Origin of the sequence: Haloferax sp. S1W (assembly GCF_044593955.1) — an archaeon.
Lineage (GTDB): Archaea > Halobacteriota > Halobacteria > Halobacteriales > Haloferacaceae > Haloferax.
The window spans coordinates 110,209-125,004 of sequence record NZ_CP172597.1; the positions used below are offsets into that span (position 1 = coordinate 110,209).

Annotated in this window: 14 protein-coding genes and 2 pseudogenes; 5 read left to right on the forward strand and 11 right to left on the reverse strand. The window is 55.0% G+C overall.

Going from position 1 to position 14,796, the window contains the following annotated elements; translation table 11 throughout:
* Window positions 1-44 precede the first annotated feature (44 nt).
* The 5 genes from ACH9L7_RS18310 to ACH9L7_RS18330 all read right to left on the reverse strand — a co-directional run bounded on the left by ACH9L7_RS18310 (window position 45) and on the right by ACH9L7_RS18330 (window position 5,174).
* Window positions 45-890 carry a carbohydrate ABC transporter permease gene (locus ACH9L7_RS18310; RefSeq protein WP_396613830.1) on the reverse strand — a complete coding sequence of 282 codons (846 nt, stop codon included), beginning with the start codon at window positions 888-890 and terminating at the stop codon, window positions 45-47.
* The gene (locus tag ACH9L7_RS18315) at window positions 887-1,825 is read right to left on the reverse strand and encodes a carbohydrate ABC transporter permease (protein ID WP_396613831.1); all 939 of its coding nucleotides are present in this window, start codon (window positions 1,823-1,825) and stop codon (window positions 887-889) included. The genes ACH9L7_RS18310 and ACH9L7_RS18315 overlap by 4 nt, the downstream gene beginning before the upstream one ends.
* A gap of 10 nt (window positions 1,826-1,835) precedes the next feature.
* Complete coding sequence (locus ACH9L7_RS18320) at window positions 1,836-3,116, reverse strand: ABC transporter substrate-binding protein (protein ID WP_396613833.1); 1,281 nt, start codon at window positions 3,114-3,116, stop codon at window positions 1,836-1,838.
* Window positions 3,117-3,253: 137 nt separating this feature from the next.
* A complete protein-coding gene (locus ACH9L7_RS18325) occupies window positions 3,254-4,075 on the reverse strand; it encodes a creatininase family protein (protein ID WP_396613643.1) in 822 nt (273 codons plus the stop codon).
* Window position 4,076: 1 nt separating this feature from the next.
* The gene (locus tag ACH9L7_RS18330; protein WP_396613644.1) at window positions 4,077-5,174 is read right to left on the reverse strand and encodes an ABC transporter ATP-binding protein; all 1,098 of its coding nucleotides are present in this window, start codon (window positions 5,172-5,174) and stop codon (window positions 4,077-4,079) included.
* A 460-nt stretch (window positions 5,175-5,634) separates the two neighbouring features.
* On the opposite strand from ACH9L7_RS18330, the gene ACH9L7_RS18335 reads away from it, so the two are divergent.
* From ACH9L7_RS18335 to ACH9L7_RS18345, 3 genes and pseudogenes are all read left to right on the forward strand, one after another.
* Window positions 5,635-6,417 (forward strand): IclR family transcriptional regulator, encoded by a 783-nt coding sequence (locus ACH9L7_RS18335; RefSeq protein WP_396613645.1) that lies wholly within the window; start codon window positions 5,635-5,637, stop codon window positions 6,415-6,417.
* A gap of 97 nt (window positions 6,418-6,514) precedes the next feature.
* Window positions 6,515-6,951, forward strand: a pseudogene (locus ACH9L7_RS18340) (IS6 family transposase); the annotation flags it as partial.
* Between the two features lie 104 nt (window positions 6,952-7,055).
* Window positions 7,056-7,181, forward strand: a complete 126-nt coding sequence (locus ACH9L7_RS18345) for a hypothetical protein (protein WP_396613646.1) — start codon at window positions 7,056-7,058, stop codon at window positions 7,179-7,181.
* Window positions 7,182-7,216: 35 nt separating this feature from the next.
* On the opposite strand, the gene ACH9L7_RS18350 is transcribed toward ACH9L7_RS18345, so the two are convergent.
* The 3 genes from ACH9L7_RS18350 to ACH9L7_RS18360 form a co-directional block, all read right to left on the reverse strand.
* The gene (locus tag ACH9L7_RS18350; protein WP_396613647.1) at window positions 7,217-7,582 is read right to left on the reverse strand and encodes a 1,4-dihydroxy-2-naphthoate octaprenyltransferase; all 366 of its coding nucleotides are present in this window, start codon (window positions 7,580-7,582) and stop codon (window positions 7,217-7,219) included.
* Between the two features lie 162 nt (window positions 7,583-7,744).
* Window positions 7,745-8,878, reverse strand: coding sequence for a hypothetical protein (locus ACH9L7_RS18355; RefSeq protein ID WP_396613648.1), 1,134 nt, complete (start codon window positions 8,876-8,878; stop codon window positions 7,745-7,747).
* Window positions 8,879-9,305: 427 nt separating this feature from the next.
* On the reverse strand, window positions 9,306-10,319 hold the full coding sequence (locus tag ACH9L7_RS18360) for a hypothetical protein (RefSeq protein WP_396613649.1): 1,014 nt from the start codon (window positions 10,317-10,319) through the stop codon (window positions 9,306-9,308).
* A gap of 368 nt (window positions 10,320-10,687) precedes the next feature.
* Here ACH9L7_RS18360 and ACH9L7_RS18365 point away from each other — a divergent pair, with 368 nt between their 5' ends.
* Complete coding sequence (locus ACH9L7_RS18365) at window positions 10,688-10,885, forward strand: hypothetical protein (protein ID WP_396613650.1); 198 nt, start codon at window positions 10,688-10,690, stop codon at window positions 10,883-10,885.
* A gap of 322 nt (window positions 10,886-11,207) precedes the next feature.
* Here ACH9L7_RS18365 and ACH9L7_RS18370 read toward each other — a convergent pair whose 3' ends face one another.
* Window positions 11,208-12,158, reverse strand: coding sequence for a hypothetical protein (locus ACH9L7_RS18370; protein WP_396613651.1), 951 nt, complete (start codon window positions 12,156-12,158; stop codon window positions 11,208-11,210).
* 79 nt (window positions 12,159-12,237) lie between these two features.
* Window positions 12,238-12,327: pseudogene (locus ACH9L7_RS18375) on the reverse strand (IS6 family transposase); the annotation flags it as partial.
* 250 nt (window positions 12,328-12,577) lie between these two features.
* Between ACH9L7_RS18375 and ACH9L7_RS18380 the strand changes: the two are divergent.
* Window positions 12,578-13,798 carry a tyrosine-type recombinase/integrase gene (locus ACH9L7_RS18380; protein ID WP_396613652.1) on the forward strand — a complete coding sequence of 407 codons (1,221 nt, stop codon included), beginning with the start codon at window positions 12,578-12,580 and terminating at the stop codon, window positions 13,796-13,798.
* An 11-nt stretch (window positions 13,799-13,809) separates the two neighbouring features.
* Here the strand turns inward: ACH9L7_RS18380 and ACH9L7_RS18385 are convergent, their stop codons facing one another.
* Window positions 13,810-14,574, reverse strand: a complete 765-nt coding sequence (locus ACH9L7_RS18385; RefSeq protein WP_396613653.1) for an IclR family transcriptional regulator — start codon at window positions 14,572-14,574, stop codon at window positions 13,810-13,812.
* Between the last annotated feature and the right edge of the window lie 222 nt (window positions 14,575-14,796).

The following is a 14,796-nucleotide window of genomic DNA, read 5'->3' on the forward strand; positions in this document are numbered from 1 at the left end:
GTAATAAAGGTGAAGGGAGAATTGATGAGAAGCAGGTCGAGGGGCTATTCCTTGACCGCTCCGGCAGTCATTCCGGCGACGATGTACTGCTCGAGGAAGGCGAACAGGACGAGAAGCGGAATGATGCCGATAACCGAGACGGTGAGCATCATCCGCCAATCTGTCTGGAGCGCCCCTACCATCGAGAAGACGCCACGCGGAATGTTGTACTTCCCGCTGTCAGTGAGGAACGTCAGCACGAACAGCAGACGGTTCCACGCGTACAGGAACGTGTAGGTGATGCTGGCGACGAGGGCGGGTTTCGTCAGTGGGAGGACGATTTTCGTGAGCACCTGAAGCTGGCTAGCTCCATCGATGCGAGCCGATTCCTCTAGCTCGACGGGAACCGTCTTGAAGTAGCCGTAGAGCATCCAGATGTTGAACGGCAGGGTGAACGCCGCCGCAGGGATTATCACCGCGAGGTAGGTGTTGAACAGTCCGAACTGGGTGATAACGTCGAAGAGTCCCACGATGAGCACGACAGGTGCGAACATCTGGACGACGAGCACGGCGAGCAGGAACGTCCGCTTTCCTACGAAATCGTTCCGCGCACACGAGTACGCGGCCGGTATCGCGAGGAGAAGCGTCAGGACGACGGTTCCCAGCGAGATGACGAAGCTGTTTGCGACCCACAGGACGACATCGGTCTGCGTCCAGACATCGATGTACGCCCCGATAGAGGGGTCCGAGGGAACCAGCGTCGCCGGAGCCGAGAAAATCTCGGACTCGGGCTTGAACGTACTGGAGAACATGGCGTAGAACGGGAACATCATGACTCCGAGTAACGCGATGAGGACGCCGTAGACTCTGACCCGACGGAGTCCGGTTCTGTTGTGGCCTGCCATCGTCATAGTTCGTCACCCCCACGAGTGTACACCCGCAGATAGACGATTGCGAAAAGCAGGAGGAACAAGAACCCGATGACGCTGTAGGCTGCGCCCCGACCGAGGTTGCCGTTCTGCAGTCCAACCTGGTAGATGTGGATAACCAACGTCGCGGTCGTACTGATGGGGCCGCCGCCGGTCATCGTCCAGATAACGTCGAAGCTGACGAACGTCCAGATGGTCGAAAGCAGCGTGGCCATCAGGATGACGCTCTTGAGTTGGGGAAGCGTGATGTATCGGAACTGGTGCCATCGTTCTGCCCCGTCGATAGCGGCCGCCTCGTAGAGGTCCTGCGGAATCGATTGCAGTCCCGCGAGGAAGATAATCGCCATAAACGGCGTTCCGATCCAGATATCGGCGACGACGACGCCCAGCCACGCGATGTCGGGGTTGCCGAGGATGCCGATTCCCTGGTCAATCACGCCAAGTTTGAGGAGCACCGCGTTGAGGTAGCCGAACTGTGGGTGCTCTATCCACCGGAAGACGACCGCGGAGATTGCATAGGGAATCCCCCACGGGATGAGGAAAGCCGTCCGGAAGAACTTCCGGCCCGCAATGTCGTTCTTCAGGTGAACCGCGATGAGCAGCCCCAAAAGCGTCTTGCCAGCAACTCCGGCCAGTACCCAGCGCCCCGTCTGCCAGATAAGTCGGTAGAAGATGTCGCTGTTGACGATTTCGACGTAATGCTGCAAGCCGACGAACGTCTCGATAGTCGAGTCGGCCGGTGAACGATACAACGACAGACGGAACGTCTCCAGTATCGGGTAGCCAACGACGGCGAGCAGGAAGACCGCAGCGGGCGCTATCAGAAGGTAGGCCCGCCGGTTCTGCCTGAGATGCGTGATGGACTGAGAGAGACGTGATTCTCCGTCCGTTTTGGGATATTCGTCAGCGAGACTCATCGTGTTCCATTTAGTTCATTGCACCTTCGAGGTCGCTTTGGGCGTCATCCAGAGCCTTTTGCGGACTCTTCTGGTCGGCAAGCGCCTCCTGAATCGCCTGGACCATTCGGTCGTTGAACTGGCTGAAGTTACTGAGCTTCGGCCGGGCGCGGGCGTACTGTCCCGCCTCGACGAATGGTCCCCAGTTCTTCGACTCGGAGAAGTACTCCCGTTCGCCGACCGCTTTGACGACCGGAAGGAACCCCTTCTGCTTCGAATACTGGAACCGCCGTTCCTCGTCGAAGTAGAACCGAACCAGGTCCCGTGCGATGTCCTTGTGCTCGCTCTGACTGAGGATGCCGAGCGTATCGATGGTAAAGAGGCTGTACCGTCCGGCAGGCCCCTCCGGCACTTGGACGATACCGTAGTCGAAGTCGACTTCGTCTTTGTCCTGTGACTCAGTGATGTTGAGGCCCGTGTAGACGTGTCCGATGACCATTCCGAGGTCACCGTTTTCGAACAACTGCCGGATGTCTTGGCGGGTCGAAGAGAGCGGTGAGGCCTGGGTAACGCCGTGTTCGAGGTGGAGGTCGGCGTAGAACGAGAGCGCATCGACGGCCCCGTCCGAATTGACCACCGGCATCCCCTCGTCGTTCACCAAGTCCGCGCCGTGCGACCAGTGGTAATGGTAGTACTGAGAGCCGGTCTCGATGGCGTCGGCTCCGGCGAGTCCGAGTGCCGGGACGCTCACTTCATCGCTCTCGGTAATCGTCTTCGCCGCGGAGAGCATCTCGTCCCACGTGTCCAACGATGGGTTCTCGGGGTCAAGCCCCGCCGCCTCGAATACGTCCTTGTTGTAGTAGAGACATTTGTTTGAGGCCGCCCACGGAACGCCGTAGTACGAGCCTTCGTACTTCGTCCCGTTGGCAACACCGTCAGCGAACTTCTCACCGAATTCGCCTTCCATCAGGTCGTCAAGGGGTTCGAGTGCGTCCTTGCCGACGAGTTGTGGAATCCACCGGGCAGGCCAACGACTCACGTCGGGTGCTTGGCCACCGTCGACGCGGTTGTTGACTGTCTGGCGGGCATTGTCCCACGTCACGCTCGTGAACTCTACACTCACCCCGTACTCTTCTTCGAAGGCGGCGTTGTTCTCTTTGAAGAACTGTTTGATGTTGTCGCCGACCCCCATCGTGAGGAATTGGACACTCTGTCCGTCGCCGCCATCACTACCGCCGCCGTTGTCACCGCCATCGGTTCCGGTCTCATCGCCGTTTCCACCGCCACCGGTACACCCAGCGATAGCAATCATCCCGCCGGCCCCGAGTGCCTGCAAGAGTTGACGACGGTCCAGAGACTGTTCACTAGGCTGCCCTTTGGTATCTTTCCGCATCATTGCTACCACACACCCCCGAATACATAATTGTTTATGTTCATATTCTAAGTCTGTCAGTAGTCGTTTGGGAGACGCTGCGCATTGTGCTCGTGGACGGCGCTCAGTAAGGAGGCGAGTTCTTCTGCGATAATCGAGCGAATCCGCTCGCCCTTCTCACGACTGGCCGCCTCGGGGACGCCGATTGCGCCGGACTCAGAGTACGCATCGAACGAGCGGTACACGCCGACAGCACCGCCATCGAGTAAGTCTTGTCCGGCCCATCGGTACTGCTCGTCCAACGGTTCGCCCTCACGCTCCGCAGGGTCTCCAACGAGGTCCGGGCGTACCGCGAGCATGAGTGAGGTTTCGAACTCTCCACCGTGGGCCATCCCACCGGTTTCGCTGTCTCGAAGCGCCGCAATTCGGTCGGATGCCAGTTCGAAGTACGTTGTCCCAAGTATCTCGGCGTCGGTGTCCACGCCGACTGTACTGACGACCGACCCGATGAGTGGCCCGTTGCCCCCGTGGCCGTTGACGAACAGAACAGCGTCGAATCCGTTTTCGAGGCCGGTGTTCGCGATATCTTCTAATATCGAACGGAGATTCTCGAATTCGAGTGATAGCGTCCCACCAAACGTGAGGTGGTGCGGCGAAAAGCCGCTCCAGACCGTCGGCGAAACGACGACTGGAACGTCGCTGAGTCGCTCGACGGCGGCGTCAACCATCGCCTCGACGAGGAGAGAGTCAGTGACGACCGGGAGGTGGTTCCCGTGTTGTTCGATGCTGCCGACGGGGATAATCAGGATAGAGCCCGGTTTGGACCCGAGAGTCCGAACCTCGTTCGCCGTCATCCCCGCCCATTCGTGCTCACCGCGACCGATAGTATCGTACATCATGTTAGACTGAATCCGTTATCTGTCGCTTGTTCACCGGTACACGCGCTCCTTCACCGTCGAAGAGATGCATATCTTCGATATCGAACCCAAGCGCAATCTCGTCGCCAGTCTCCGGACGGAACTCACTTTCGACCCGTGCGATTACTTCTGATTCGCCGCGAGCGGTCTTCAGATAGAGGTAGTTGTCCGACCCGACTGGCTCGACGACATCGACGACTGTTTCGATGTACCCATCTTCTCGTTCGGCGGTGAAGTCCTCTGGTCGGACGCCAAGCGTGTACTCTCCCGGTGGAACGTCGATGTCCAGTGTGAATTCGAAGCTCGGAGATTCGACGTTGACACCTCGACCGGCGGCGGTCACTGTCACGTCGAAGAAGTTCATCGACGGTGAGCCAATGAACCCAGCGACGAACTTGTTGTTAGGCTCGTCGTAGCACTGCTCCGGTGGGTCGACCTGCTGAAGTTTGCCGTCGTTGAGAATGACGATACGGTCGGCCATCGTCATCGCCTCCGTCTGGTCGTGTGTGACGTAGATAGTCGTGACACCCAGGTTCTCCTGAATGCGTTGAATCTCGGTCCGCATCTGTGTCCGCAACTTCGCATCCAGATTCGACAGTGGCTCGTCCATCAGGAATACGTCTGGGTCGCGGACGATGGCCCGTCCGAGGGCGACACGCTGCTGTTGCCCGCCGGAGAGCTGTTTGGGTAAGTCGTCCAGAAGCTCCGATATTTCCAGCATTTCGGCGGCGTCCTCGACACGCGTTTCGATTTCGTCGCTCCGCTCGCCTGCGAGTCGAAGCCCGAACGACATGTTCTCACGCACAGTCATGTGCGGGTACAGCGCGTACGACTGAAACACCATGGCGATATTCCGGTCTTGCGGACGTACATCGTTGACGACGGTATCCCCGATGGATATCTCACCACCCGAAATGGTCTCGAGTCCGGCGACCATTCGGAGCGTCGTCGACTTTCCACACCCTGACGGGCCGACAACCACGACGAACTCTCCATCCTCCACAGTGAGGTCCAGCCCCTCGACTGCGAGAATGGAGTCGTCGTATACCTTGCTGACGTTCGATAGTCTAACGTTACTCATGCAGAGTGTGCGATACTGCACCATCCTGAATAATAAATGTTCGCAGTAACTGCAAAAAGGGAGTTACCAACTCTGTTGAAAGGTCTCAGAGTCGAGCTAAAGAGCACATTTGGACCTCCGACGGCCGACCAGATATAGAGACCGTCTCGCTGTAGCGCAGTGAAACAGACAGCCACAGTTTCAACATGGTCGAAAATTATGAGTTCGGATTTGGAACCGCTACAGCGCGCTGATTCGTCGTTGGAGTCGTTCTCCCGTGGACTTAGACCAGGTTCCAGGACTAGCCGTGTGAGATGAACTAACACACAGTCATACATACACGAATTATAGTTGAGAAATATAGTGGGCGTTCGAACACTCCACCGCCGATTACAATTACTAGAGAGCATATTTTCAACACTATTGAAAGTGTGTTGTGCAGCAGGGGAAACCTTTTCAATTATAGTGGAAAATACGAACCATGCCAACTGGGAACGACAAAACAATACGGTCGGTCGAAACGGCGTTCGAGATTCTCTCGGCGCTCGGGGAGATAGAGCCAACCGGACTTTCCGACCTCGCCGCGGAGGTCGAACTCCCGACGAGTACAGCGTACATCCACCTGAACACACTCGTAGAGCAAGGATTCGTTGTCAAAGAGGCGGGCCAGTATCGTCGGTCATTCAAGTTTCTGGAAGTCGGTGGGGGCGTCCGCCAGCAACTGGATATCGCTCGGTTGCTCCGAAACAAGGTCGAAGAACTCAGCAGTACGACCGGCGAGATTGTCGGTGCTGCCATCGAGGAAAATGGAAAACGAGTCATCCTGTACCGAAGCACGGGTGAGAAGGCAGCGGCCGACGAGATACCCATCGGAAACCACACCGAGATGCACTGGACATCGCTCGGAAAGGCTATTTTAGCCCATCTACCGGAAGATCGACGAAGACAAATCGTCGAGAAACACGGGCTTCCCGAGGGGACGGGCCAGACGTTCACGTCGCTCCCAGAACTCGAAGAAGAACTCAGCAAAGTTCGCCAGCAGGGGTATGCAATCGACGACGAAGAACACCTGCGAGGGATTCGCGGGATTGCCGTCCCGATTCTGGACGGCGACCAGAACGTCAAGGCGTCAATCGGAACCACAGGCCCCCGTGACCGGTTTACGCCGGGGTACATGGCTGAACTCTTGAACATATTGCAGTACAGCAAAAACGAGATTGAAGTTCGCAACCAGTACTACGAGTACTCGTCAATCGACGGCTAGAGACGCAGCGCCCCGTACCGCTGAATCGTTGGAGAAGTATTACAAACGTACTGTCGTAATGGCTGTGTCGAGTAAGACGTTCTATCTCCTGCTGTAGCGGGTTGCGGTTGACGAGACCGCTGTCAAAATCAATGGCGAGTGGTCTTGGGTGTACGCTGCAATAAGCGTCGAGACAAAGCTGATTCTTGACGTCGAATTGTTTGGACGACATGGAACTGATCGGCTGCTGCGTTTCTCCATCGACTCTCGGAGAAACACGTTCTCTCAGACGCCGTGTTTCTCGTTGATGGCTACGACTATCAGACTGCCCTCTCTCGATTAGGATTGAGCGGTCGGCTTGACTACGTCGAGCGAAACCTCATCGAATAGTGGTTTCACACCCTCAAAATGCGAGTCGACCGCTTCCATAACTCGTGGGTGGGCAGTCATGGAAGCGTCCGCGAGTGGTTCATACAATTTGCGCAATACTATAACTTCCAACGACCGCATCAAGCGCTCAACGGACGAACGCCAGTTCAGGAGGTCACTAACTAGACAGTGCCAAACAGACAGTGACCGCGGAGAACCCGGAGACAAAGACTGTCCCGCATTCGTACATCCTCTGTCAAGACAACGGAATAGATGATGGTGTATTAGAGATGGTTCGACAGCACTGTGCCGAGCGAGCGTGGGACTTGTCTGAACTGGAAACCGGCCACTGGCCGATGGTATCAGTCCCTGAGAAACTCGCCCAGCACCTGCTCGACGTTCCACAGAAAGCCTGATTTGGACCTACGAAACGCGAAATAATACGCTTCTCTCACTCAGTGCCGCGGCGGGACAGAGACGGCCATACGACGAATGCCAGTGCGACGAGGAGACCGATTCCAATCTTACCGAGCAAGTCCCTGGTTATCGCCTCACCAGTGATGAGTGCGTCCACAGCGACTATTCCGAGACACAGCAGGATTAGCAACGCCAGTGCGACGCCTTCCTGCCGAGTAGAGAGGTGAGCCTCGGTCGATTTGAACAGCAGAATAGCAACCATGGTAATTGCGACTGCAGCGGCCTCGAACGGTCCCCACGGCCCACCTTCGGCGAGGCCGGCGCGCATCAGTACACCGATAATCAAGAGCGAAACCACCCCGACGACACCGAATTTGACGCGCGTCAGAGATTGACTCATACAAATTGTCTTAGTTTTGACTTTATATTAATCCAGCGCAACTGTCGTTGAATCGGAGGTGACGAGACAGATTGCGTCTCGTTAACACCAGGATAGACCTGTTCTGGGAACAGTACCTCCAACAAAGAAGGAGTAAGTCCCGCAGATTTCAGTCAGAAGTGGCTACACATTGGCCGCGTTCGTAGCACACTCGAGACAGCTGCTGCACTTGTTGATGGCTGTCGGGAGCTTACAGAACTGCCAGACGCAGACGATTAAAAGCACAGCAGACGCGGCACCGATTCCCGAGAGTGATGCCGAGGCGAAGATGCGACACTTGTGGCAGTTCAAGATTAAATCAGAGGCGGTGAATGCACAGTCCGTGCAGTCTTCACCGCAGTCACCGGCGACGGCCTCGAGACTTTCTCCGACAATCGCCTGGGCAACGATTGCCTTGACGCCGCTCTTCGATAGGTTAGAGATCTTCTTCGCCCCGGGCATTTTCTTGTAGGGCTTGTGGTCGACCCATCCCTTGACGGCGTCTAGGTCGCCTTGCCACTTGTCGTAGCTGCCTTTGAGGCCATCTGCAACGTCGTTGACCGCGTCAGAAACGCCGTCTAGGAATCCACGGGTCTGGATCGTCCTGCTCACTGAAGCGTTTTGGAGCGCGCTCGAGGATTCTTCGAATACCGGATGGACGTCATCCTCGCCGTCGATAGTGGCCCGGTACTGGAGTTGTTCGAGCTCGTCTCTCTTCTCGCTGTGACGAACGAGGTCGACCTGGAAGCCATCGTGGATTGTCGTCGTGGAAGCGACCATCGTGCCGGACTCAGGTAGCAGTTGACTGATCGCAGCTTCCTCGTCCTCTGTTGCCGATCGCTTAACGAACGCCTCACCGCCAGTAGCTGAGACAAGTGGCTCTGTTCCATCGGGAATCGAGCGGAATCGCTGCGGCGCTGTGGACCCAACGTTCTCGGCGAATTCGAAAACAACGTTCGTGAGGTCTTCGATCCGTCCGACGTGGAGCGTCCCGTATGGAAGTTCACCTTCCCAAATTTCGAACTCGACCGCTCCCTCGCCGTCGCCGAAGGAATTGGAGAGCTTTTGCATGTCGTCGGGGAGAGCATCCAAGCCGAGTTCGGAGAGGACAGCTTGGACGTTTGGTTTGCCCTCTAGCTCATCGAGTTCCGATTCAGTGGGCTGTGCCCACGCGACTGGAACCTGACTGAGGCCGGAGAGACCTGCAGCACCCCCAGCGGCTGATTTGAGAATGTTGCGGCGGCTGAAACTGCTGCTTGAATCGTTGTTATCAGACATGTTGATCTGTTAACTTCGATAACCCATATTGAATGACATTATATGAAATTGTTGATCTATTATCACCTGTGAGGCCGTCGCGACGACACCATCCTACTCGGGACGACGACATGTTAGAAGCGTCCACCCGCCAATGAGCACAATAGCGACCACGAGGCCGACCCAAGTGACGAGGTCTTCTTGACTTACATTCGCGCCGTTAATGAAAACACTCCAAGCAATACCCCCGAAATAACATATGACGATGACAACAGAGCTTATTTCGGTGTATTATCTGAGTTCACTGCTCCGTACCAAGCTCCATTCAAACCAACACCAGAAATTTCACTTTATGGCATTTTCAAATAATTAATAATACACCGAAGATGATTAAGATAGAATGTCATAATCACACTATTAGAACAAAGATTGGGTACTGCGGCGGTAGCTATGCGTTTGCGAAACAATCCATTGCAACTGTACAACTGTAAGCACTGAGGAGATACCCACAGACACCAAAGACGCATAGTATACAAATAGGGATTCCAATTCCAGTTGGACTACCAACGCAAGCCGGCGCACACTTGATACATCCACTGATACTTCCAATGAAAGATGCTAAACACCCAGCAGCTTTGACTTCACAGCTATCTGTAAGGGCACCCAAGGATGCAAATCCAAGGCTGGTAGCTACTTTTTGCGCCACCACTCTTGCTGGACCAGAAATTGATGCTGGCTGCAATTCGGTTGATTCGGGAGAGAAGGAAGCAGTATCGACACCTCCTAAGGTAATTTCAAAGCGAATGAACTCATTCGTTGGTACGTTTGTAGAGCTTGACTCAGGCCCCATAGTTGTCGGTTCGTTCTTTATTTCGTATTCTGTAGGGTCGAGACCAGCTTCCTCTGGGTCTGTTACATCAACACGTAGTGTGTTAATATCTGAACGAATGTAGGTGATGACACTGTCCACATCCTTCACTGAAACCGTAGAGAGGGCTGCTTCACGTTCTGTATCTGTTGTCGTTCTTAAGAACGTAGTCCCATCGGCGGAGCCATATATCCAGGCCTCCGTCCCAGATGGGATATTATCATATTTATCTCCTGGAACCTGCTTCTGTGAAGTCTCATCCAATGAGAAAACAGTGGTGATGTCCCCGTTGAGATCACCAACTAGGAGTTGTCCATACCCGAAATCTACCTTTGTGGTCTTTAGAGAGAGTTTGTCTCCATTTATTTCAGCGGTCTCTGCTGTATGCTTATTTGGGATCTTATTCAGTCCAAGATCACTGAGTATTGAACGTACTTCTGGAGATTGTTCGATCTTTTTTATTTCTTTGTGTTCTGTTGGCTTCGCTGCAAGTGCGTTTCCACTCAGTCCAGCAATACCGATTCCTGCACCAGCTGAACAGTTTCTGAGTAACTTCCGACGGCTTATCTTCTTATCTGATTCTTTTTGTGTCACAGCAAACCAATTATCTAACCAACATTATTTAACTCTTCCCTCAATGATTCATATGCAATCACGAACGCATGTCTTAATATTGTTGCTCGCCTCTGTATATCAAGTGGCTCAGATAGTCTCTTCACAGACAAGTACGCCAAGTTACTCTGAGCTGTAACATGACTCAACGACCTTGACATCCAAGAGAGAACCTCAATCATAGGTTAGGAAGGATAGAGCTACAGACACAATAGCTCCTGTGAGATTTGATTTTTATCGGTGAGAGAACCCACCAGAGTAGCCATAACTGATTTCTTTGCTATTTAATATTGGATCTCACCTATAAAAATAACAATTTATTTATATGATGGAGTATACTCATACATCACATGGATATCTGGGATAAGATATACGAGTGGCAGATGATACTTGTAGGGATTGGTGGTATTCTGTTAACACTGTCTTTTCTCGGACCCGGAGAGTACACTGTTCGTACTGGCTCAATTGCAGTGGACTTCTTCTATCCACTTCTCATCCTCTTTTCAGGTGTCGCTCTCTGGTCGGCTATCGCACTTCGACGTTCTTGATCGCAGAGTGCTCTTCGGAGCGGTTGCATCAACGGTCTTGACGAGGGATCTAGAACGAACCGGCCGAGAGCTGTCGACACCCCTTCTGGAGTCATCTGGTGGGGGTTTTTCTTCGTCAAACCAGACATCTCAACTAACTAGGTTTGTGATATAATGGGATCGAGTCGAGAATTTTGTGCGTTCGCCGTTACACTCACAACTAATTCGTGCATGAGGTGGAAAAATAGATGAAATCCAGAGATGGTTCTAGTCTTTGTAAGCCCTCCAAACGCGCGCCGAAGCCGAGCGAAAAGCGACGCGTGTCAGAATATCTTCTCGTACACTACTCAGACTCTGGAAGCGGGTGTTCGAAAAGGCGTTCGCCCGAGTCCTCACAACTGACAGCGATGACTTTGTGAGAGCTACAACACGACTCGACGACTTCCTCGCCGAGTTGGATGTCGCCACCCGTCGTCGGGCACGTCTCGAGGAACATTCGCAGACTGTTGAGAATCGGCCCTCGCTCTTCGGGGGCAAACTCATTCCAGCCGAGAATTCGAGACTGAAGGACGCGGCTCGCTGCGACGTCCGCAATGAGCGCTGCACGGGAGGGCCACTGTCCGAGGGACGCGGTCTCCGATTTGAGGATTCGTGTCTCGTCGTTGGTGACGAGTTCGAACGTCTGGTCCGTTTCGTCGATACCAAAGGCGTCTGCAACTGTCTCTGCGGTGAGGTCTGTGTCGACGAGTGCTTCGGTTGCGTCAGTCCACGCGTTCTCGAAGTCGTCGGTCAAACAGAGGTCGTCGGAGTCCGCACACGGTTCGAGGATGTCGTGGTTCATAAAGAACGCCTCGAGGTCGTCACCGGGGGCGTCCTGTGCATGGTCGGCTTCGTCACTCTCGTCGGCAACCGGTTCCGACGCTGACTCCGGTGGTGACTGCGACATCGACTCGGAGTTCGAAGTCGTTTGAGAGTCCGTCGTCGAGGAACTCTCAGCCACGCTCGAACCGAACCCAGATGCGAGGTCCGGTTCCGGGTCCTTTCCGAACCATTCGAGAACGGTTGGCGGGAGATACTGCTTCGTCAACGTCGGGGTTCCCGGCACGAGATACCCACGAAGGTAGATGAGGCCTATCGAAACACCAACCGCAATGAGTCCGCCAAACTTGGACTTTCGAGCGACCAAAGAGCCAACGAGTCCTGCGATAACAAGATTCAGCATCGTACATGGTTCACACCGGTTCTCGCCGGTGTATTCCGGCTGATGGAGTGAGTCCACTACATCGATTTTCATGTATCTCTCAAAAATAGTCATGCTATCATCAACTTTTGGATACTAGAACACGGAAGCTTGACTGTTGAGGGAAACCTCACCGAGAGAGGGCAGTCTGATAACCGTAGCCATCAACGAGAAACACGGCGTCTGAGAGATCATGTTTCTCCGAGAGTCGATGGAGAAACGCTAAAATTGCCCATCCTCCGAAACAATCTTCAGCCAAAAATATTCTATATAGCGATATGAACTTTATCCTCCTACAAACTGCCATCTGGCTCTAAGTTTCTAAATTCGGTTGTCTGATGCCGACAACCAAATCATAAGAATTTATTATACTCTGATACATCCACTGAACAGACGAACAATGCCACGCTCACAAACGCCCACTGTCGAAGCGAGCGGCCTTCTTCGGCCCCGAAACCCCGGGGTGAGGACGAATGAGTGAGTATCGCTGGTCTCGGAAATCGCTGGACGAACTGAAGGAATTTCACTGGCACACCATCAACCCGCAGATGATGCGCGACGGGCTCGACCCGGACGAGCCGCCGAGTTACCAGTGGCTCGCCGACAATGGGTGGTCGGGCCTCGCGTACGCCCTTCGCGAACATCACGACCTGACGGTCAAGGAGTTCTTCACCGACATCGTGGGCCTGAAAAACGGCGCCTCAGAGGACTACAACTGGGGTATCGACGACGAGGACACTATCTCTGCCTTCGAATCGTACCTCTCGATGCTCGAACGGCGTCGTGGTCTCGCCGACTCCACGCTCCCGACCAGACAGACCCACCTAGCGCGATTCGCCCGCGTGTACCGCGACCTTCACAGCAATGCCGACCTCCTCGCTCGACTCGACGACCGGAACCACGAACCCGAGGAGATAGAGCGCTGTCTGCGCGTCCTCGACGAGTTCGACCGAGAACTCTCGACCGATGGCACGAAACTCAAATACCTCCAGACGGTCCGAAGCTTCTACGAGTATCTGGTAGACTTCCGACGGGCGACGTACAATCCGGTCGAGAACGCCGCCAAGCAGTTCCGCTGGGAGCAGGGCACGCCGGACAACCGGACGATGACGGCCGAGCAGATTCGAGAGCTATACGAAGCGGCGTCGTCCCTCGAAGACGAACTCCTCGTTCTTGGACTGGCTTCGTGGGGGTTGCGACCGGGAGAACTGGCGTCGATGCACGTCTCGCAACTCGTGCTCGATGTCGAGGAGGGAACAGAGCCATACATCGCCTTCGACGAGCGGAAGAATGGCCCCGGAACGGTCGCACTCCTGTACGGCGTCGACGAACTCTACCACCGCATCGACCAACTCGACGAACGTGCGTCGTGGAACGGCTACGTCTTCCCGTCGTCGCAGTCCGCGAGCGGCCATCTGACGACCGACACCATCAATAACCGATTCAAGCGCCTCGCCCGGGCGTGCGACATCCGAGTCGACGGGTCGGTGCCGACAGCGAAACTGTGCCGTCGATTCTGGTACACAACCTATCAGTCTGCTGTCGGCGACTTGCTCTCGCAATTAGAGGGCGTGGCCGAAGACCAAGGCAGTTCGTCGGCGGAAGTCGTGATGTCGAACTACCTGTCCGAAGAGAAACGGCGGCGATTCCGGCGTGAGGCGATGCGCGATGCACTTGCAGAGATTTTCGAGTGACAGAGCGTCCGCTAATAGTCTCGGAGGTTCAACTCGATTCGATTCGAGGTTTGCTGAAGAAGCGTCGGTAATTCCGTGGAGAATCGCTCACTGACCAACTCTGTTGCAGGCCCCGACGCACTGATAGCACCGATGACCGTCTCGCGTTCGTCAAAAACCGGAACGCCGATACACCGGAGTCCCTGACCGAACTCTTCGTTGTCGAATGCGACGCCGCGCTCTCGAACCTCCTGAAGCTCGGCCCGCAGTTCCGCCGGATCGGTGATGGTGTTTTCCGACCGTTCCGGGAGTCCGTGTGTCTCGATAACCGACTCGACTCGGTCGTCTGGGAGGTGAGCGAGAATCGACTTCCCCGTCGCCGTACAGTGAAGTTCGTGAACCGCACCCGCTCTCGTCGAGAGTCGAATTCGGTCGTCACCCCGGGTACGGTAGAGGTATACGCCGCGTCCGCGCTCTTCGACGGCGACGTTTATCAGAAGCCCCGTTTCGCGGGAGAGCGCGTCGACATGGGGCCTCGCAACCTGATAGATTTCCGTGTCCATCCGGACGCTCTCGCCGAGTTCCAGAAAGCGCAGACTCAGTTCGTATCCCCGCTCACTGCGGACGACGTAGCCGTGCTCGCGCAGCGTGCTGAGGTGGTTGTGGACCGTGCTCTTCGAGACGCTAACGCTCGCGGCGATGTCGCTGATACTCGGATTCGACTGTGTTTCGAGCGTCTCCAGTATCGACAGCAGCGTTTCGTCCGACCGTATCGGCCGAGTCGCTTTGTCGGTCATACACACACATCTTCGACCGGTCCAGTAGAGTGTTTCCCATCCGGTAATCGTTCGACAGCATCGAACGGGTCGTTGGGCAAGATTTCAAGACCAGAATCGAACTCTCATCAACCACCTGAGATTCAAGCCGAAGTGGAAGTGCCACCCATTACACGAGTACGTTCGTAATGGTGTGCTGTGGAAGGCGACGAAAACAGGGGCGGGAGTACCGTTCGATAACAT